Annotated in this window: 16 protein-coding genes; 3 read left to right on the forward strand and 13 right to left on the reverse strand. The window is 71.7% G+C overall.

Going from position 1 to position 19,510, the window contains the following annotated elements; genetic code table 11:
• Window positions 1-49: 49 nt before the first annotated feature.
• The 4 genes from JIX55_RS10210 to JIX55_RS10225 are packed head-to-tail and all read right to left on the reverse strand — an operon-like array spanning window position 50 to window position 4,013.
• On the reverse strand, window positions 50-1,123 hold the full coding sequence (locus tag JIX55_RS10210) for an ABC transporter ATP-binding protein (RefSeq protein ID WP_257562989.1): 1,074 nt from the start codon (window positions 1,121-1,123) through the stop codon (window positions 50-52).
• Between the two features lie 3 nt (window positions 1,124-1,126).
• On the reverse strand, window positions 1,127-1,975 hold the full coding sequence (locus JIX55_RS10215) for an ABC transporter permease (RefSeq protein ID WP_257562990.1): 849 nt from the start codon (window positions 1,973-1,975) through the stop codon (window positions 1,127-1,129).
• Window positions 1,963-2,865: an ABC transporter permease gene (locus tag JIX55_RS10220; RefSeq protein ID WP_257562991.1), complete on the reverse strand. Its 903-nt coding sequence runs from the start codon at window positions 2,863-2,865 to the stop codon at window positions 1,963-1,965. The genes JIX55_RS10215 and JIX55_RS10220 overlap by 13 nt, the downstream gene beginning before the upstream one ends.
• Entirely contained in the window at window positions 2,862-4,013 is a 1,152-nt protein-coding gene (locus tag JIX55_RS10225; RefSeq protein ID WP_257562992.1) for an ABC transporter substrate-binding protein, read from the reverse strand. The genes JIX55_RS10220 and JIX55_RS10225 overlap by 4 nt, the downstream gene beginning before the upstream one ends.
• 227 nt (window positions 4,014-4,240) lie before the next feature.
• Here JIX55_RS10225 and JIX55_RS10230 point away from each other — a divergent pair, with 227 nt between their 5' ends.
• A complete protein-coding gene (locus tag JIX55_RS10230) occupies window positions 4,241-4,984 on the forward strand; it encodes a GntR family transcriptional regulator (protein WP_257562993.1) in 744 nt (247 codons plus the stop codon).
• A 13-nt stretch (window positions 4,985-4,997) separates the two neighbouring features.
• Here JIX55_RS10230 and JIX55_RS10235 read toward each other — a convergent pair whose 3' ends face one another.
• From JIX55_RS10235 to rpe, 6 genes are all read right to left on the reverse strand, one after another.
• The gene (locus JIX55_RS10235) at window positions 4,998-5,450 is read right to left on the reverse strand and encodes an Lrp/AsnC family transcriptional regulator (RefSeq protein WP_257562994.1); all 453 of its coding nucleotides are present in this window, start codon (window positions 5,448-5,450) and stop codon (window positions 4,998-5,000) included.
• A 10-nt stretch (window positions 5,451-5,460) separates the two neighbouring features.
• Entirely contained in the window at window positions 5,461-6,972 is a 1,512-nt protein-coding gene (locus JIX55_RS10240; RefSeq protein ID WP_257562995.1) for an amino acid permease, read from the reverse strand.
• A gap of 340 nt (window positions 6,973-7,312) precedes the next feature.
• Window positions 7,313-8,755, reverse strand: coding sequence for a GuaB1 family IMP dehydrogenase-related protein (locus JIX55_RS10245; protein ID WP_257562996.1), 1,443 nt, complete (start codon window positions 8,753-8,755; stop codon window positions 7,313-7,315).
• A 131-nt stretch (window positions 8,756-8,886) separates the two neighbouring features.
• On the reverse strand, window positions 8,887-9,240 hold the full coding sequence (locus JIX55_RS10250) for a barstar family protein (RefSeq protein WP_257562997.1): 354 nt from the start codon (window positions 9,238-9,240) through the stop codon (window positions 8,887-8,889).
• A 190-nt stretch (window positions 9,241-9,430) separates the two neighbouring features.
• Window positions 9,431-10,474 carry a sugar-binding transcriptional regulator gene (locus JIX55_RS10255; RefSeq protein WP_257562998.1) on the reverse strand — a complete coding sequence of 348 codons (1,044 nt, stop codon included), beginning with the start codon at window positions 10,472-10,474 and terminating at the stop codon, window positions 9,431-9,433.
• A 137-nt stretch (window positions 10,475-10,611) separates the two neighbouring features.
• Window positions 10,612-11,298: a ribulose-phosphate 3-epimerase gene (gene rpe, locus JIX55_RS10260; RefSeq protein WP_257562999.1), complete on the reverse strand. Its 687-nt coding sequence runs from the start codon at window positions 11,296-11,298 to the stop codon at window positions 10,612-10,614.
• 158 nt (window positions 11,299-11,456) lie between these two features.
• On the opposite strand from rpe, the gene JIX55_RS10265 reads away from it, so the two are divergent.
• Window positions 11,457-13,637: an MMPL family transporter gene (locus JIX55_RS10265; protein ID WP_257563000.1), complete on the forward strand. Its 2,181-nt coding sequence runs from the start codon at window positions 11,457-11,459 to the stop codon at window positions 13,635-13,637.
• A 165-nt stretch (window positions 13,638-13,802) separates the two neighbouring features.
• On the opposite strand, the gene JIX55_RS10270 is transcribed toward JIX55_RS10265, so the two are convergent.
• Both JIX55_RS10270 and fmt read right to left on the reverse strand, forming a co-directional pair.
• Entirely contained in the window at window positions 13,803-15,233 is a 1,431-nt protein-coding gene (locus JIX55_RS10270) for an RsmB/NOP family class I SAM-dependent RNA methyltransferase (RefSeq protein WP_257563001.1), read from the reverse strand.
• A gap of 117 nt (window positions 15,234-15,350) precedes the next feature.
• On the reverse strand, window positions 15,351-16,283 hold the full coding sequence (fmt, locus tag JIX55_RS10275; protein ID WP_257563002.1) for a methionyl-tRNA formyltransferase: 933 nt from the start codon (window positions 16,281-16,283) through the stop codon (window positions 15,351-15,353).
• Window positions 16,284-16,664: 381 nt separating this feature from the next.
• On the opposite strand from fmt, the gene JIX55_RS10280 reads away from it, so the two are divergent.
• Window positions 16,665-17,222 carry a hypothetical protein gene (locus JIX55_RS10280; protein WP_257563003.1) on the forward strand — a complete coding sequence of 186 codons (558 nt, stop codon included), beginning with the start codon at window positions 16,665-16,667 and terminating at the stop codon, window positions 17,220-17,222.
• An 83-nt stretch (window positions 17,223-17,305) separates the two neighbouring features.
• Here JIX55_RS10280 and JIX55_RS10285 read toward each other — a convergent pair whose 3' ends face one another.
• The gene (locus JIX55_RS10285; protein WP_257563004.1) at window positions 17,306-19,483 is read right to left on the reverse strand and encodes a primosomal protein N'; all 2,178 of its coding nucleotides are present in this window, start codon (window positions 19,481-19,483) and stop codon (window positions 17,306-17,308) included.
• Window positions 19,484-19,510: the final 27 nt, after the last annotated feature.

Consider the following 19,510-nt stretch of genomic DNA (forward strand, 5'->3'; position numbering starts at 1 on the left):
CTGTGGGGGTGTCCGGGTGCCGCCCGGCCGTGGGGCCGGGCGGGGGTGTTCAGCGGGTGGCGCGCGCGGCGACCAGTACCGGCCGCTCGGGGAGGCTCACGGTCACGGCCGCTCCGGCGCCGAGGGTCGCCGCCTCGTGCGTGGGCAGGTCGGCCTTGACCTCGGTGCCGTCGGCGAGCCGAACGGTGAGGCGGGTGGCGGCACCGAGGAACGCGGTGGCGACCACCCGGGCGTCGCCGGTGTCGTCCGCCCGTACCCCGACCGCCTCCGGCCGTACGAGTACATCCACTTCGGCGGCGGTCGGCACCGCGCCGTCCACGGGCAGCCGCCGGCCCAGCACCTCGACCGTCGTACCGTCCAGCCGGCCCGGGATCCGGCTCATCGTGCCGACGAACTCGGCGACGAAGGCGGTGGCCGGACGGCCGTACAACTCGACCGGGGCCGCGCACTGTTCGAGCCGCCCGGCGTGCATCACGGCGACCCGGTCGGCCATGGACAGCGCCTCCTCCTGGTCGTGGGTCACGAACAGGGTGGTGATGCCCAGCTCCTGCTGGAGTCGGCGGATCTCCTCGCGGAGGGTCAGCCGCACCTTGGCGTCAAGGGCGGAGAGCGGTTCGTCGAGCAGCAGCACCCGGGGCCGCAGGGCGAGCGCCCGGGCGAGGGCGACCCGCTGCTGCTGGCCGCCGGAGAGCTGATGGGGGTATTGGGCACCCTTGTCGGCAAGGCCCACGAGGTCGAGCAACTCGGCTGCCCTAGAGCGCCGTTCGGCCGTGCGCACCTTGCGCATGCGCAGCCCGAAGGCCACGTTGTCGAGGGCGCTGAGGTGCGGGAAGAGGCTGTACGACTGGAAGACCATGCCGGCGTCGCGCCGGTGGGCCGGGACGCGGGTGACGTCCTCCCCGTCGACCAGCACCTCGCCGGAGTCGGGGTGTTCGAAGCCGGCGAGCATCCGCAGCGCGGTGGTCTTGCCGCAGCCGGACGGGCCGAGCAGTGCGAGCAGCTCACCGGGCCGGACGGTCAGGTCGAGCCCGTCGAGGGCGACGGTGGTCCCGAACTCCCGGCGCAGGCCCCGGAATTCCACGGTGGCGGCGGTGTCGGTCGTTGTTTTCTCAAGCACGGTCATGGTTCATCCCCGGGAGGCGGAAGCGGTTGGGGTACGTCCGCCGAACGAGGCGAGCGCGAGGAGCATGGCCCAGGTGACGAGCAGGCTGAGGACCGAGACGGCGACGGAGAGCTGGGCCTGCGAGCCGCTGACGTTGACGATCCACACGGCGAACGGCCTGAAGCCCAGCAGCTGAGCGACGGTGAACTCGCCGAGCACGAGCGCCAGGGTGAGGAACGCCGAGTTGAGCAGCGCCCCGCGCAGATTGGGCAGCACGGCCCGCACCAGCGCCTGCGGCCAGCTCGCCCCGCAGCTGCGGGCGGCCTCGACGAGGGTGGGCACGTCCATGGCGCGCAGCCCCGCGTCCAGCGCCCGGTACACGAAGGGCAGCGCCATCACGACGTAGGCGAGGACCAGCACCACGGGGAAGTCGGGGTTCTGGATCGCGACGAAGGTCTGGAACAGCGGGGTCCGGGAGAGGTGTTCGGGCCCCCACTTGAGCACGGTCCCGAGCCCGGCGACGAACGCGATCGGCGGCACCACCAGCGGCAGGGAGCACACCACCTCCACGACGGGCCGCAGCCTGGGCGCGCCGAGCCGCAGCGCGACCATGGCGGGCACCATCAGCAGCAGTACGACGGCGATCGTCACGGCGGCCAGCTCCAGCGAGAGCAGCAGGCTGGTCACGAAGCCGTCGGTGCCGAGGATCCGGCCGTACGCGTCGAAGGTGATCCCCTCTCCCGGCACATCGACCGTGAAGATCACGGAGGCGGCGAGCGGGACGAGGAAGTACAGCCCGGCGCAGGCGAGGACGAGCGGGCGCCACAGGGCAGGGCGCCGCAGTGCCGGGCGCCCGGGGTTCAGGCCAGCCATCGCGCGCTCCGTCGTTGCAGGGGCAGGTACACCGCCATGACCAGCCCGGCGATCAGGACCATGTCGAGGCTGAGGGCGAGCGCCACGTTCTCCTGGCCGACCAGGACGTTGCCGGAGATGGCGTCGGCGATCTGCAGGGTGACCAGCGGGATCGAGCTGCCCACCATGGCCGCGGCGGTGGCGTACGCGGCGAAGGCGCTGCCGAAGAGCAGGACGAGCCCGCCGAGCAGTGAGGGCGCGAGGACGGGGAGTGCCACGTGCAGCCAGTACTGGAGGCCGGTGGCGCCGTTGTTCTGCGCGGCCTCCCGCCACTGGACGCGCAGTCCGTCGAGGGCGGGGGTGATGGTGAGGACCATGAGCGGGATCAGGAAGTACAGGTAGACGATGACCAGTCCCCAGAAGTTGTAGAGGTCCCAGCCCTTGTCCGTCAGACCCAGCTGCCTGGTCAGCACACCGGCGTTGCCGAGGGTGGCGACGAACGCGAAGGCGAGCGGGACACCGCCGAAGTTGGCGAGCACCCCGGAGGCCGTGAGCACGGCCTCGCGCAGCGCCGGGAAGCGGGAGGTCACCACGGCCTGGGCGAGCGGCAGTCCCAGTACGGCCGCGAGCCCGGCCGAGACTGCGGACAGCTTCACGCTGCCGAGCATGGCCGTGAGGTAGGCCCCTTGCACGGAGGCCGTCATGTTCGCCGTGGTGTACGAAGTGGCGCCGGTGGCCTGGTCCTTGACCGTGAACGCGCCGTTCAGCATGGCGACTGCGGGCAGCCCGAAGGCGACCGCGACGAAGGCCAGCAGCGGGAGCACGGCGAGCCATCCGCCGGGGCGGGGCCGCCGCTTCACGGAAGCGGCGGCCACCAGTGCCGTGTCGGCCTCGGTGACGACGGCGGTCACCCGGAGACCGCCTTGGCCCAGCCCTGTCCGAGCACGTCCTTGGCCTTGGTCTGCTGGTCCTCGGTCGGGAACTCGGGCGTGCCGGACACCTCGGGCAGCTTGGCCGCGGCGGTCTCGTCCAGCGTGCCCGCCTTCTCCATGGCGGTCATCAGGGCCGGGCGGGCGTATCCGGCGAGCCACAGGTTCTGGCCCTCGGCGCTGTAGAGGTACTCCTGCCAGAGCCGGGCGGCGGCCGGGTGGGGTGCGTCCTTGTTGATGGCCTGGGAGTAGTACTGGGAGAACCTGCCGTCCTCAGGGACGACGACCTTCCAGTCGACGCCCTTGGACTTGAACTCGTCGGCGTACCCGGCGTTCAGGTAGTCCCAGTCGATGCTGATGGGCGTCTCGCCCTTCTCGACGGTGGCCGGCGTCGACTCGACGGGCGTGTAGTTGCCGTTCTTCTTCAGCTTGGCGAAGAAGTCGAGTCCGGGCTGGATGTCGTCGAACGAGCCGCCGCTCGCCAGGGAGGCCGCCCACACCCCGCCGAAGGCGGAACCGGATTTGGTGGGGTTGCCGTTGAGCGCGACCTGCCCCTTGTACTGCGGCTTCAGCAGGTCGGCGAAGGTCTCCGGACATTCCTTCACGCGCTTCGCGTCGCACCCGATGGATATGTAGCCGCCGTAGTCGTTGTACCACTGGCCCTTCGGGTCCTTCTGGCCCTCGGGGATGTCGGCGAACGCGGCCACCTTGTACGGGGCGAGGAGCCCCTGCTGGGCGGCGCTCAGAGCGAAGGAGCTGCCGAGGTCGAGCACGTCGGGCGCCCGGTCCTGTCCCTTGCGCGAGGTGACGGCGTTGATCTCGTCCTGGCTGGCCCCGTCCGGGTTCTCGACCTCGATCTTGATGCCGTACTTCTTCTCGAACCCGTCGATCAGCGCGCCGTAGTTGGCCCAGTCGCGGGGCAGGGCGATCGCGTTGAGCGTGCCCTCCTTCTTGGCCGCAGCGACCAGCGCGTCCAGGCCGCCGAAGTCCTTCGCCGAGGTCGCGGTGGCCGCGTTCTTGCCGTCGGTGGTGGTCGTGGTCTCGGGGGCCGCGCCACAGGCGCTGAGGGTGAGTACGGCGGCGGCGAGGGCGCCGCCGATGGCGGCGGTTCTCGGCGGGAAGAGGGTCACGGGCTCTCCAGGGGTACGCGCAGGGACGATCTGGGTGGAGCACTTGTCTGAACAAGTTGGCCTCATTAGGTCCGCGCTTCATATCACGCACGTAAACTCCGGCGAAATACTCGTGCACGTTTTCCCGCACAAACCCTGGTCGGCCAACTGGTTCGGCAGTTTCCTCGCCACCTCACTAGGCTGGCCACGCTGTGCACAGCGGGCTACCGGACGAGCGGAGGGGGATCATGGCGGCGCGACACGAGGAGATCGCCGAGGCACTGCGGCGGGCGATCGACCGTGAGGACTACACGGTGGGGAGTCTGCTGCCCCCCGAGACGGAACTCGCGGCCCGCTACGGCGTCTCGCGCGGCACCGTCCGTCAGGCGGTGGCGACCCTGACCGCCGAGGGACTCATCGGATCACGCCAGGGCGCCCGCCGGGTGGTCCTGGCCGGCCGCCGCAGCCAGAGCTTCGCCGAGTTGCGCAGCTTCGCCCAGTGGGCGCGCGCGATGGGCCGCGAGGCGACGGGCCGGGTGGTGGCCCAGGAGTACCGGACCGCCACCGCCGAGGACCGCGTGCGCCTCCAGCTCACCCCGGGCGCCCGCGTCCTGCACGTCCTGCGCCTGCGCGGTCTCGACGGCCTGCCCGTCCTGCTGGAGCGCACGGTCTACGCCGACTGGATCTCCCCAGCCGTCGAGCCCATCGAGGCGGACTGTCCCTCGGTCACCCAGCGCCTGTTCGACGACACGGGCCTGGTCTTCGCCTACGGCGAGCACATCATCGACGCCGTGGCCGCCGGCGCCCAGGACGCCGAGTTCCTGGCCGTGCGCCGCACGAGCCCCCTCCTGCGCGTCCGGCGCGTCACCACCACCCGTGAGGGCCGCCCGGTGGAATGGTCCGACGACCGCTACCGCCCGGACGCGGTGAGCTTCAGCGTGCACAACTCGATAGGGAACAACGCGCTGGCGAGGAAGACCGCGGCTCCCTGAGGGGCACGCCCCCTCAGGCGGGCGCCCCGGAGGAGAACCGCCGCACCAAAGGCGACAGCACGAGCACGGACTTCGTCCGCTCGACGAACGGCTCCCCGGCGATCCGCTCCAGCACCCGCTCGAAGTGCCGCATGTCCGAGGCGAAAACCTGCACTACGGCATCGGCTTCCCCGGTGACGGTGGAGGCCGCGACGACCTCCTGGTACCGCTCCAGCCCCCGCTGGATCGTCTCCGGCGACGTGTTCCGCCGGCAGTAGATCTCGACGAACCCCTCGGTCTCCCACCCGAGCGCGGCGGGATCCACCCGAACGGTGAATCCGGTGATCGCCCCGGTGGCCCGCAGCCGGTCCACCCGCCGTTTGACCGCGGGCGCGGAGAGCCCGACGAGTTGGCCGATGTCGGAGTAGGAACGGCGGGCGTCCTCGGCGAGGGCGTGCACGATGCGTTCGTCGAGATCGTTCAGCACTGCGGGTGGATCACTTCTCTGGAGTCGACGGAGCTGATGGAGACGATGGGGACGATGGAGTCGAAGGGGTCGCGAGACGGGAGCGGCGATAGCCGTAACTGAAGTAGAACACGAGTCCGACAGCCATCCAGACGCCGAAGACGACCCAGGTGACGGTGTCGAGGCTGCCCATCATCCAGAGGCAGAACGCGAACCCCAGCGCGGGCAGCACCGGCGACAGCGGCACCCGGAAGGTCCGCGGCATGTCCGGCCGAGTCCGCCGCAGCACCACGACGGCCACGTTGACCAGCGCGAACGCGAACAGCGTGCCGATGCTCGTCGCGTCGGCGAGCTGCCCCAGCGGAATGGCCGCGGCGAGCACACCGCAGAACAGCGAAACGATCAAGGTGTTGACGCGAGGCGTCCCGGTCCTCGGGTGCACGCGCGAGAACGCCCTGGGCACGAGCCCGTCCCTGGACATGGCGAACAGAATGCGGGTCTGCCCGTACAGCACGGTCAGCACCACACTCGCGATGGCGATGACGGCGCCGGCCGCCAGCAGCGTCCCCCAGAACGCGTCCCCCGTGACGTCCTTCATGATCCCGGCGAGCGCGGCCTCGGACTCGCCGAACCGCTCCCAGGGCCGCGCCCCGATCGCCACGGCGGCGACCAGCACGTACAGCGCGGTCACGATGACCAGGGACAGCATGATCGCTCGCGGCAGATCGCGCTGCGCGTTCTTCGCCTCCTCACCGGCGGTCGAGGCCGCGTCGAACCCGATGTACGAGAAGAAGAGCGTCGCCCCGGCCGCGCTGACACCTGCCATGCCGAGCGGCATGAAGTTCTCGTAGTTGCCGGACCGGAAGCCCTGGAGACCGATGAGGCAGAAGAGCAGCAGAGCGGCGATCTTCACCACGACCATGATCGTGTTGGCCCGGGCGGACTCCCTCGCCCCACCCAGCAGGAACGCCATCGCGAGCAGCACGACGATCAGCGCGGGCAGGTTGAAGATCCCGCCGTCGCCGGGCGGCGCGGACAGCGCGGCCGGAATGGTCACGCCGATGGTCCCGTCCAGCAGCTCGTTGAGGTACTCGCCCCAGCCGACGGCGACGGCCGACACCGACACCCCGTACTCCAGGACCAGACACCAGCCGCAGACCCACGCGACCAGCTCGCCCATCGTTGCGTACGCGTACGAGTACGAGGACCCGGAGACCGGGATGGTGCCAGCCAGCTCCGCGTACGACAGGGCCGAGAACAGCGCGGTGAGACCGGCGATCACGAAGGAGAGGGTGACGGCGGGCCCGGCCTTGGGGACGGCCTCGCCGAGGACGACGAAGATGCCGGTGCCGAGCGTGGCACCGATGCTGATCATCGTCAGCTGCCACAGTCCGAGGGACCGCCGCAGCGACCCGCCCTCACCCTGGCCACCCTCCATGACCAGGCGTTCCACGGGCTTGCGGCGCATCAGCCGCGCCCCGACGCCTCCAGGCGGCGGGGCGGACTGATGGTCGTTCTGCGGGGGTGCGCCTTGGTCGAGCACGCGTGGCTCCTTCATCGCTGCCGGTCAGTGCGGGAGAGGACCGACAGCGCCGAACAGCAGGGGGCCACCGAGCAGGAGGTCCCCGCCACGCCACGTACAGCGCATGACCCTATGAGCCAGAGCTTTGCCAGCGTAATAAGGCAACCTTGCGCACTCCCGCAAGATCGTTGCGTACATCGAACGAGGGCGAAGCTTCGTTGCACGGCCCGGTTCAGACTCTTGGCGCGCCTTCTGGAACTGGGGGATCCGCGGTACGCCCAGGGGCGCGGGGAACTGCGCGCGAAACCACGACGGACCTGCATCCGCCAGACCACAGTCGCCCCCGAGCTCGAAGGCGCCCTCAGCTCCAGCTGGCGTGCAACGGCTTGCCCTCCGCATACCCGGCCGCACTCTGAATCCCCACCACGGCCCGCTCCGCGAACTCCTCCAGAGACCCGGCCCCCGCATACGTGCAGGACGACCGCACCCCCGCGATGACAGAGTCGATCAGATCCTCGACCCCGGGCCGCGCCGGATCCAGGAACATCCGCGAAGTCGAGATGCCCTCCTCGAACAGCGCCTTGCGCGCCCGGTCGTAGGCCGACTCCTCGCTCGTACGGTTACGAACCGCCCGTGCCGAGGCCATCCCGAACGACTCCTTGTACAGCCGCCCGTCGGCGTCCTGCTGAAGGTCGCCCGGCGACTCGTACGTCCCCGCGAACCACGACCCGATCATCACGTTCGACGCGCCCGCGGCCAGCGCCATGGCGACATCACGGGGGTGCCGCACGCCACCGTCGGCCCACACATGCTTCCCGTACTTCTTCGCCTCGGCGGCGCACTCCAGAACGGCCGAGAACTGCGGCCGCCCGACCCCGGTCATCATGCGGGTCGTACACATGGCACCCGGCCCGACACCGACCTTGACGATGTCCGCGCCCGCCTCGATCAGGTCCCGGACCCCCTCCGCGGCGACGATGTTGCCCGCGACGATCGGCACCCGGGGGTCGAGGTCCCGCACCAGCTTGATCGCGTTGATCATCGACTCCTGGTGGCCGTGCGCGGTGTCGATGACGAGCGTGTCGACGCCCGCGTCGAGCAGTTCCTGTGCCTTGGCCTCGAAGTCGCCGTTGATGCCGACGGCGGCGGCGACGCGCAGCTTGCCGTGGGCGTCGACGGCCGGGGTGTAGAGCGTGGCGCGCAGGGCGCCCTTGCGGGTGAGGATGCCGGCGAGTCGGCCGTCCTTGTCGACGGCGGGCGCGTACCGGCGGTTGGCCGCGTCGAGCCGGTTGAAGGCCTCGCGCGGGTCGATGTCGGCGTCCAGGAGCAACAGGTCCCGGGACATGACGACTTCGAGCTGAGTGAAGCGGTCGACGCCGGTCAGGTCCGCGTCGGTGACGACACCGACGGGCCGGAGCCCCTCGTCGACGACGACGCCCGCGTTGTGCGCCCGCTTCGGCAGCAGGGCCAGCGCGTCGGCGACCGTCTGGTGCGGGTTCAGCACGATCGGGGTGTCGAGGACGAGATGGCGGCTCTTCACCCAGGAGATGACGTCGGTGACGACCTCGTTCGGGATGTCCTGCGGAATGACCACCAGACCACCGCGGCGGGCGACCGTCTCGGCCATGCGGCGGCCGGCGATGGCGGTCATGTTGGCCACGACGAGCGGGATGGTGGTGCCCGTGCCGTCCGGGGACGCCAGGTCCACTCCCTGCCGCGATCCGACGGCGCTACGGCTCGGGACCATGAAGACGTCGTCGTACGTCAGGTCGTACGCGGGCTGGATGTCATTGAGGAAACGCACGTGCCGCACATCCCAGTCGATCAGAGGTGACCCCCTGACAGGACCGCCAGGGGGAAGAGCACGTACTTCATTGTCCCATGTCGGCGGGTGTGAGCGGCCCCGACAGATCGTCCAGAGGGGCCGTGGGCGGCCTAGGAGGATCCTCCGAGAGCCAGTACGATCCGGAGCTCGGTGGGGGTGCCGTTCCAGTGGTCGACGGCGTCGGCGAACACCTCCCGCGCGATGCTCCAGTCGTTCGGCTCCGCCCCCGCGTACTCCTGCCAGCCGGTGACCACGACCAGGCGTCCCCGTACGGGCGGCGCCCACGACAGGTCGGTGAGGCAGTCGGCGAGGGCGTCCCAGTTGCGGCCGAAGTACTCGGGCAGGTCGAAGGCGCGGGCACAGCGGTCCATGAAGGCGGGCTTGTCCGTGACGCCGCCCAGCTCCAGCTCGATGTGCGCCCAGCCGCCGGCGCCCAGCACTTCGGCGAGTGTGCCGTCGCTCATCTCAACACCGTCCTGTACGACTCGTACTGATCACTGGCCCGCCGGGCCGGCACCGCGCCCCGAAGAGGCGCGGCTCTGTGCCGCGTGTGCGGCTCCGCCGCGTGGGCGCGATCAGCACCCACGCACCCGCAGCCGCCCACACGCCCCGACCCGGCAGACGCATCCCACCGGCCACACACGGAGCGCCCTGTCAGGGCCCGTCCGGGTCCGCCCGGTTGAGCGCCGGCCGCGGCGTCTGACCGGCCATCAGCAGGTAGTCCGCCGCCGATGTGTCGGTGACGAGGCTGGTCACCAGCCCCGACCGCAGGACGGCGTCGATCGCGCCCGCCTTGCGCTGTCCGCCCGCGATCGCCACGACCTCGGGGATCCGGCGGAGCTGGTCGGCCTTGACCGTGATGCACCGCTCGCCGAGGTCGCGCCCGACGCGGCGGCCGTCGGCGTCGAAGAGGTGCGCGGACATCTCGGCCGCGACACCGAGGGAGGCGTAGTGGCTCCGCTCCTCGTCGCTGAGCATGTCGTGCACCGTGGAGATACCCGCCTCCCACGAGCCGATGGAGACACAGGCGACCGTGACCTTGTCGAAGTGCTCGAAGGCCCGGGCGATCCCGGTCTGGTTGCGCAGCGCGGCTGCCGTGGCCGCGTCCGGCAGCAGCATCGGCGCGTAGATGGGGTGGGCGTCGCCGCCCGACACCTGCGCGGCCCGCCGTACCGCCTCGACGGAGCCGCGCTCGGCGGTCCCGGCGTCGTACACGCCCGTCAGCTGCACCACCGTGCAGGGCGGCAGCCGGTCCAGGGCGGCCGCCATGTGGATCGTGGAGCGTCCCCAGGCGAGGCCGAGGACATCGCCCTCGTTGACCAGTTCGCCGAGCAGGTCCGCGGCCACCTCGCCGAGGTTCTCCGGGTCGGGCGACTCCTCGGCGTCGGCCGGCGACTCGACGACCACGGCGTGCCTGAGGCCATAGCGGGCGCGCAGCGCGTCGGAGCGCTCGGCGTCCAGCTCTGCGGGGACGCGGATCTCGATGCGTACGAGATCCCGTTCGAGGGCGGTCTCCAGAACCCGGGCCACCTTGAAGCGGCTCACGCCGAACTCCTCGGCGATCTGGATCTTGGATTTGCCCTCGAGGTAGAAGCGGCGGGCCATTGCCGCCGCCTGAACCAGCTCAGCGGGTCCCATCCGCATGGCTGACCGGCCCGCCGACATACCCGACACGGTCATCTCCTCACTGCTCTTCACACATGGATACGCCGTTCATCCTTGCAGATCCGGCGTTTTCGATCAGCCCGAAGGAACGTCGTTCACGTTCCCTTGGCCCTGTGGTCGCACGACGTGCCACGCTCGCCTCAGCGTTCGCACGGCCGTACGCCCGTGACTCAGTGGCCGCAGGCCCAGCCGGCGGTCGCCGTCGTGGCCTCCGCCTGGGCCCGTAGCGCGCGCACCGCCGCGGCCGGGTCCTGAGCCCCGTACACCGCGGAACCGGCGACGAAGACGTCGGCGCCCGCCTCGGCGCAGCGCTCGATGGTGGACTCGGCGACACCGCCGTCGACCTGGAGCCACAGGTCGAGGCCGTGCTTGCTGATCAACTCGCGGGTCCGGCGGATCTTCGGGAGCATGATGTCGAGAAAGGCCTGGCCTCCGAAACCCGGCTCGACCGTCATGATCAGCACCATGTCGAGCTCGGGCAGCAGGTCCTCGAACGGCTCGATCGGCGTCGCGGGCTTGAGCGCCATGGAGGCCCTGGCACCCTTGGCCCGGATCTCGCGGGCGAGCCGCACCGGTGCGGCGGCCGCCTCGACGTGGAAGGTGACGGAACCGGCACCCGCTTCCACGTACTGGGGCGCCCACCGATCAGGGGCCTCGATCATCAGATGGCAGTCCAGCGGCGTCTCCGTCGCACGGGCCAGGGACTCTACGACCGGCACACCGAGCGTGAGGTTCGGGACGAAATGGTTGTCCATCACGTCTACATGGAGCCAGTCGGCCCCTTCGACCGCCTTCGCCTCGTCGGCGAGACGGGCGAAGTCGGCGGACAGGATGCTTGGGTTGATCTGCGCGGCCATGGACCAAGCCTCCCATGTCCACGACCGGTTGTTCGCCTCGGTCCGCACCTGGTCCCCGCAGCCGATGCCGCCGGGCGCCGCCCCATGCCGTGCCGGGCGGCCCACCGGCCCGGAGTAAGGCCTGCGGACCGGCTCCACCTACGACCGCGGGGGTGGCCATGACGGAGACCGAGCACGGGACCAGGCCGCCGGCCGGCCGGGGCATCGGGCACCTGGTGTGCGGGCGCCGCGCCAAGTGGGTCGTCCTGATCCTGTGGCTGGTGGTGCTGTTCCTGACCGCCCCGTTCGCGTCGAAGCTCACCGACGCCCAGGACAACGACGCGGCCTCCTGGCTGCCGGGCTCGGCCGAGTCCACCCAGGTCCTGGAGATGTCCGAGGGCTTCCGGCCCGAGCAGATCCCCGCGGTGGTCGTCTACGCCCGCGAGAGCGGCCTCACGGCCGAGGACCGGTCGAAGATCGAGGCGGACGTACGCGAACTCAAGGAGCTGACCGACCACGGGATCATCGGCTCCCAGACCCGCGGCCCCGTCTACGACCGTGAGACCGAACCGAGGGCCGCCCAGCTCTACGTGCCGATCACGATGGACGAGAAGGGCTGGGAGCGGATCGCGCCCGCGGTCGACTCGATCCGGGGGTACGTCGGGGAGAGCGGTGCGGAGGGCGGTGGGCTCGCCGTGCACATCACTGGTCCGGGCGGTACGTCCGCCGACTTCTCCGAGGCCTTCGAGGGCATCGACTCCACGCTGCTGGTATCGGCGCTGGCCGTCGTCATCGTGATGCTCCTGCTCACCTACCGCAGTCCGACCCTGCTCCTGGTCCCACTGCTCGCGGTCGTCGCCGCCCTGTTCACGGCCCAGTCCCTGATCTATCTGCTGGCGGAACACGCAGGCTTGACCGTGAACGGTCAGAGCGCGGGCATCCTCACCGTCCTCGTCTTCGGCGCGGGCACCGACTACGCCCTGCTGCTCGTGGCCCGCTACCGCGAGGAGCTGCGCCGCCACGAGGACCGCCACGAGGCGATGGCCCTGGCCCTGCACCGCGCGGGTCCGGCGGTCCTGGCGTCCGGCGCGACGGTCGTCCTGAGCATGCTGGTGCTGCTGGCCGCCGAGATGAACTCGACGCGGGGCCTGGGGCCGGTGGCGGCCATCGGCGTCGCGGTCGCCCTGCTCGCGATGATGACGCTCTTCCCCGCTCTGCTGGTGATCTTCGGCCGCTGGATCTTCTGGCCGGTGATCCCCCACCTCGGCTCCCCAGACCCGACCGCACGCGGCGTGTGGGCCCGTATGGGCCACCGTTTCGCCCGCCGACCCCGGATGGTCTGGGTCGCCACGGCGGCCGCCCTCGCTCTGTGCTCGCTGGGCCTGGTCCAGCTGCGCGCGGAGGGCATCAGCAACGCGGACGCCTTCACCGGCAAACCGGACTCGATCGTCGGCCAGGAGGTCTCCGCACGCTACTTCCCGGCGGGCAGCGGCGACCCCCTCGTGATCATCAGCAACCAGGCGCAGGCCCAGGAGGTGGGTCGCGTGGTCGCCGACACGGAAGGCGTCGTACCGGACTCGCTCGGCCTGCCGCCCGGCACGAAACCCGCCCACGAAGGCCAGGTCCTCTTCGAGGCCACCATGACCGACCCCGCCGACAGCGAGGCGGCGAAGCAGACCGTGGAACGGGTCCGGGACGCCGTCCACGACGTGCCGGACGCCGACGCCCAGGTGGGCGGCGGTACGGCCGCCCTGCTGGACATGGACGAGGCGACGACCCACGACAACATCCTGATCATCCCGCTGGTGCTGGTCGTGGTCCTGCTGATCCTCTGTGCCCTGCTCCGCGCGCTGATCGCACCGCTCCTGCTGATCGGGACGGTGATCCTGTCCTTCGCCGCCGCGCTGGGCATCAGCGCGCTCGCCTTCAGACACCTCTTCGACTACGCGGGCGAGTCGACCGACTTCCCGCTGTTCGTCTTCGTCTTCCTGGTCGCCCTGGGCATCGACTACAACATCTTCCTGACCACCCGCATCCGCGAGGAGGCCGCCCACCAGGGCACCCGCAAGGGCGTGGTGACGGGCCTCGCGGCGACCGGCGCGGTGATCACCTCGGCCGGCCTGGTCCTCGCCGGCACCTTCGCCGCCCTCGGCACCCTCCCCATGGTCGCCTTCGCCGAGATCGGCTTCGCGGTGGCCCTGGGCGTCCTCCTGGACACCTTCATCGTGCGGTCCGTGCTGGTCACGGCCCTGTTCCTGGATGTCGGACCGAAGGTGTGGTGGCCCCACCGGCTGGCCCACGAGGACGGCGGCGCGACGGGCAAGGAACCGGCGCAGAGCGCTGCGGGACCAGGCGGATGAGAGCTGCTACGGGACCCGGCGGATAAGAGCTGCTGCGGGACCGGGCGGACTAGGAACGCCGGGCCGGGCGCATGGGGGATGTCCCGCGGCCCGGCGGACGAGGATCGCCGACGCGGTCCGGCGAATGAGGGCTGCTGCCGGCGCGAACCAGCCCCCAGGAGCCGTCTACGCGGTCCGGCGGATCAGCGCCAGATACATGGCGTCGGTTCCGTGCAGATGCGGCCACAGCTGCACGTCGGGGCCCTCGCCCAGCGCCGGTACGCCCCCCAGGAGGGGCCGCGCGTCGATGAGGTCGGCCGCGCCGCCGTACTGCTTGAGCACGTCGTCGACGACCGCGCGGGTCTCGGCGAGGTGCGGCGAGCAGGTCGCGTAGCCGACGACACCGCCGACCCGTACGGATTCCAGCGCGGTCCGCAGCAGCGCCCGCTGGAGCGGGGCGAACCCCTCCAGATCCTCGGGCCGCCGCCGCCAACGGGCCTCGGGCCGCCGCCGCAGGGCGCCGAGTCCCGTACAGGGCACATCCATCAGCACCCGGTCGAACGCCCCCGGCCGCCAGGGCGGACGGGTGCCGTCCGCCGCGATGACCTGATACGGACCGGGGTTGCCGTGCAACGCCTTCGCGACGAGCCCCGCCCGGTGCGGCTGCTTCTCGGAGGCGAGCAGCACGGCCCCGCGCTCGGCGGCGAGGGCGGCGAGCAGCGCGGCCTTGCCGCCGGGCCCGGCACACCCGTCCAGCCATGCCTTGTCCGGTCCGTCAAGCGGCGCGTTCGCCAAGGCGAGCGCCACGAGCTGGCTGCCCTCGTCCTGCACACCCGCCCGGCCTTCCCGTACGGCGTCGACGGCACCCGGCTCCCCGCCCTCGGAGAGCCGCACGGCGTACGGCGACCAGCGCCCCGCCACCGCGGCCTCCTCGCGGAGCAGTTCCTCGGTGGTGGCCCGCCCGGGCCGGGCGACGAGAGTGACCTCGGGCCGCTCGTTGTCGGCCTCCAGCAGATCCTCGATCCCGGCGCGCCCACCGCCGAGGGAGTCCCAGAGCGCGGACACCACCCAACGGGGATGCGAGTGCACGACGGCGAGGTGATCCTCCGGATCGTCGTCGTAGGGCGGCGCGACCCGCTCCAGCCATCCGTCGAGGTCATGCTGTGCGACCTTGCGCAGCACGGCGTTCACGAACTTGGCCCGCCCGTCCCCGAGCACGACCCTCGCGAGTTCGACGGAGGCGGACACGGCGGCGTGCGTGGGGATCCGCGTCCCGAGCAACTGATGCGCACCGAGGCTGAGCACGTCCAGCACCGGCGGGTCGACCTCACGCAACGGCCGGTCGACACACTGCGCGATGACGGCGTCGTACGTCCCCTGCCACCGCAGCGTCCCGTACACCAGCTCGGTCGCCAGCGCCGCGTCCCGCCCGTCGAACTTGTCGGGCCCCTCCTTCTCCCGCGCCCTGCGCAGCAGCGGCGGCAGAACGAGGTTCGCGTACGCGTCCCGCTCGTCCACGGCCCGCAACGCCTCGAAGGCGAGCATACGGACGGGGTCCTTCTGGGGACGACGGTACGGCTTGCCCGGCTTACGCGGACGACGGGACTGCTCACTCACGAAAAAGGTGCTCCGGATACGGGATGAGATGCTGTGCCCAGCGTACGCCGCGGGGCGAAACGCCGGGAGTCGGCCGCCTGAGCCTGGAAAACCGTGCAGTCGGGCCGACCGCCGGCCTCAGTCTCCGACGGACTCGCCAGAGGCGATCCGCACCCCGCGCGCCCAGTCGGCGGCCCGCATCGGCTTCTTGCCCTGCGCCTGCACCCAGAGCAGTTCCACGGCGTACGACCCGGTCCCGACGTACACGTTGTTCTTGCCGACGTCGAGCGCGCCCGGGGCGAGATCTGTGCGCTCCGGCACCGGCACGACCTGGATGAGCTTCAGCCGCTCACCACGGAACGTGGTCCAGGCCCCCGGTGCGGGCGTGCACCCACGCACGACCCGGTCGACGCGCAGCGCGGGCGCGGCCCAGTCGATCTGCGCGTCCTCCACGGTGATCTTCGGCGCGAGGGTGATCCCCTCGGGGGGCTGCGGCACGGCCTTCAGCGTCCCGTCCTCGATCCCGTCCATCGTGGCGGCGAGCAGCCCGGCCCCCGCGAAGGCGAGCCGGGTCAGCAGATCACCACTCGTGTCCGTCGGCCGGATCTCCTCGGTGACCGTCCCGTACACGGGACCGGAGTCGAGCCCCTCCTCGATGAGGAACGTGGACGCCCCGGTGATCTCGTCCCCCGCCATGATCGAGTGCTGCACGGGCGCGGCACCCCGCCAGGCGGGCAGGAGGGAGAAGTGCAGGTTGACCCACCCCTGGGCGGGCACGTCGAGAGCGACGCGCGGCAACAGGGCCCCGTACGCGACGACAGGACAGCAGTCGGGCGCGATCTCCCGGAGCCGCGCGAGGAACTCCTCGTCCCGGGGCCGGTTCGGCTTCAGCACCTCGATGCCCGCCTCCGCCGCCCGCTGCGCCACGGGGCTCGCGACCAGCCGCCGCCCCCGCCCCGCCGGCGCGTCCGGCCGCGTGACGACAGCGGCCACCTCATGCCTCCCCGACGCGATCAACGCGTCCAACGCGGGAACAGCGACCTCTGGGGTACCAGCGAAGACAAGCTTCATGGATGACTGACGGCCTCTCGGACGGAAGTTCATACGCCCGCACGTGAGAGAGCGGGACAACGCACCAGTCTATGTTCCCCACCCCGGCCCACCGCTCGCCGCCCGAAACGCCTGCAGTCCGCAGCCGCCAACGGCGGTCGACCCCCACGGAAGACCCGTACTTGTCCGCCGACTCGCACAGGCGGTGTGCGGGGTGGGAGACCCCCGTCAAACCCCAGCGGCAGAGGGGGCGCACCCCCGCCCGCACGCCCCGCGCATATGCCGCCACGCCCCCACACCGTGACCAGCGGAGCGAATTCGCGTTGGTCAAGAAAGAGTTGACCACTACGGGCCGCAATCGCGGCACCTCCCCTTTTCAACGCCGGTTCGAGAGGCTTGTTCATGGCCGACCACGCAACCCACGACGCCCAGGCTCGGGCCAGCCTGCACTTGCTGGTGCGGGACATCGAGCGGGTCCGCCGGCAGGTGGACGCACTGCGCACCCTCACCGCCCAGTTGGGCAACGTCTACCGCCCGCGCCGCTCCGGCCCCTCCACGGGCTTCGTCGTCTACGGACGCGCCCCCGCCCCGACCGTCCGCCTCGCCCAGGAGCTGCGGGACAGCGTCGAGACCCTGGTCACGGCCGCCGTGGACTTCGACCGCTCACTCGGTTTCTCGTGGGACGCGGTGGGCTCGGCCCTCGGGGTCACCAAACAGGCCGTACACCGCCGTTACGGCGCCCGCCGCGCCGCCGCCCAGGCCGCGGCGGAGGCGGAACGCACGGGAGACCCCCAGGGCGCCCGCACCGTCAACGTCGGCTCCGGCATCCCCACGGTCCCCGCGGCCCGCTCGGTGCCGGCCCAGATGCCCGCGCAAATGCCGACCCAACCGACAGCGGGCAGCCCCACCCTCCGCGACGAGGTGAGGCCCACGGCCTTCCCCGGCCCGCGCAACGGCTGACCGACCCTCTGCCTGCCTCCCGGTGTTCGACCGGGAGGCAGTCGCGTACCTCCCGACCCCTACGCCGCACCCTCGCCGACCGCTCACCCGATGTCCGACGGATCCACCCGAATCCGCACCCGAGCCCCTTCACTTCCCCCCCGCGCCATTCGCGCCGCCTGCGCACTCTTCAACGCACCGGCCAACGCCGCCCCGCTTCCCGGCGGCACCCGAATCAACGCCCGCTCCCACTGCTCCCCGACCGGCGGCGCCCCCGGCCGCCGTCCCTTCCCCGCCTCGGCGGCAGCCCCAGAACCCGGCGGCGGCACGGGCACGGGGCCCAACACCTCGGCGTCCGAAGGAAGTTCGAGCGCACCCAGAAACTCGACCACGGCCTGGGCCGTCCCGGACACGGCGGCCATCCGCGACACCGGCGGAAACCCCAGCTCGGCCCGCTCGGCGAGTTCCCGCACGGCATGCCCCACCGGATCCCACCGCACGAGCGCCTGCACGGGCCGCAGGGTCGGCTCGGCAACGACGACGACCGTCCCACCGGCCCCCTGGCTCCGTACGAGCGCGGCGGCACCGATCCACCGCCGCAGCGCGTCCTCCCCTGCCCGTAGATCGGGTCGTCCGAGCATGGCCCACCCGTCGAGCAGCAGGGCGGCGGCGTATCCGCCCTCGGCGACCGGTTCGGCCCCCGGCGTACTCACAACCAGCGCGGGCGTCCCCGGCACGGTGTCCAGCACCTGCTCCCGCCCGGAGGTCCGCACGGGTACGGCGGGAAAGGCCCGCCCCAGTTCCTCGGCCGTCCGCCGCGCTCCCACGACCTGCGCCCGCAGTCGGTGGCCGCCGCACTCGGGGCACTGCCAGCCGGCCTCCTCGCGCCCGCACCACCCGCACACCAGGGCCCCGGCGCCGTCCCGCGCCTCCAACGGCCCCGCACAGTGCCGACACCGCGCGGGCTCCCGGCATCGCGCACAGGCCATCCGCGGCACATACCCCCGCCGAGGCACCTGCACAAGCACGGGCCCGTCCCGCAACCCGTCCCTCGCGACCTGCCAGGCGAGACTCGGCAGCCGGGCCGCACGAGCCGCCTCGTCCCGCGCCAACTCCCCGTCCCCCACGGTCCGCACCAACGGCGCGGCGGCCCGTACCTGCTCTCTCCCGGCGACGATCGGCGCGGCCCACCCACTCTCGACGAGCTGGGCGGCCTCGACCGTACAACCCCAACTCCCCAGCAGGAACGCACACTTGTCCCGGGAGGCCCGTAGCTCCAGCACCTCCCGCACATGCGGGAAAGGAGCATTGTCATCACTGTGACTGGCATCGCCGTCGTCCCAGATGACGACCAACCCAAGATCCCGCACCGGCGCGAACATGGCCGCCCGAGTCCCTACGACAGCCCGCACGGCCCCCCGCCGCACGGCCAGCCACTCCCGGTACCGCCGCTCCTGCCCCGCGTCGGCGGTCAGCAACGCATGCCGCCCCTCCCCCAGGAGCCCCCTGAGCGCCTCGTCGACCCGAGCGGCGGGCCGCCCGGCCGGTACCACGACGAGCGCCCCCCGCCCCGACGCCAGCGTCGCCTGCACGGCCCGCCCGATCTCCTCGGCCCAGTCCGGCCCCGGCAACGCGGTCCACACGGCCCGAGGCGCACCCCCACCGGCCAAGGCCCCCAGAAAGTCCTCGCCCCGGCCGTACCGCCGCCAGGACCCGGCCTCTGGCGCGACCGGAGGAGGAGGCGGCCCACCCATCTCCACGGCCTCCGCCCGAGCGTGCCGAGGCGGAACGGCCAACTGCAGCACATCCGCGAGACTCCCCGCATACCGATCCGCCACGGCCCGCGCCAGCCCCAGCAACTCGGGCCCCAGCACGGGCTCCGGGGAAACGACCTGCGCGAGCGCGGCCAAGGGCCCGGAGTAGTCCGATGCGGCGACGCGCTCGACGAGAAACCCGTCGATCAGCGAGCCCCCCTCGCGCCGCCCTTCCCTGACATTCCGCCCCCCGGCCCCGAACCGCACCCGAACCCGAACCCCAGGCTGGGCGACGGCGTCCAATTCCTCCGGCACGGCATAGTCGAAGTACCGATCAAGATGCAGCACGCCCTTGTCGACCAGCACCCGAGCGACCGGCAATTCCTCCGCCAGCGCCGCCCCGCGCCAGGTCCGCGGCTTCGCCCGCGGCACCTTGGCCTTCCGCACCGCTTCCCGAACAAGCGCGAGCTGCTCGGGCCCCGCGTCCCCCGCCGCGCCGCCGCCCCGCTTCCCATCCTCGCTGCTCACACTCGCATTCTTACCAAACCCCACTGA

The organism is Streptomyces sp. DSM 40750 (assembly GCF_024612035.1).
Taxonomy (GTDB): domain Bacteria; phylum Actinomycetota; class Actinomycetes; order Streptomycetales; family Streptomycetaceae; genus Streptomyces.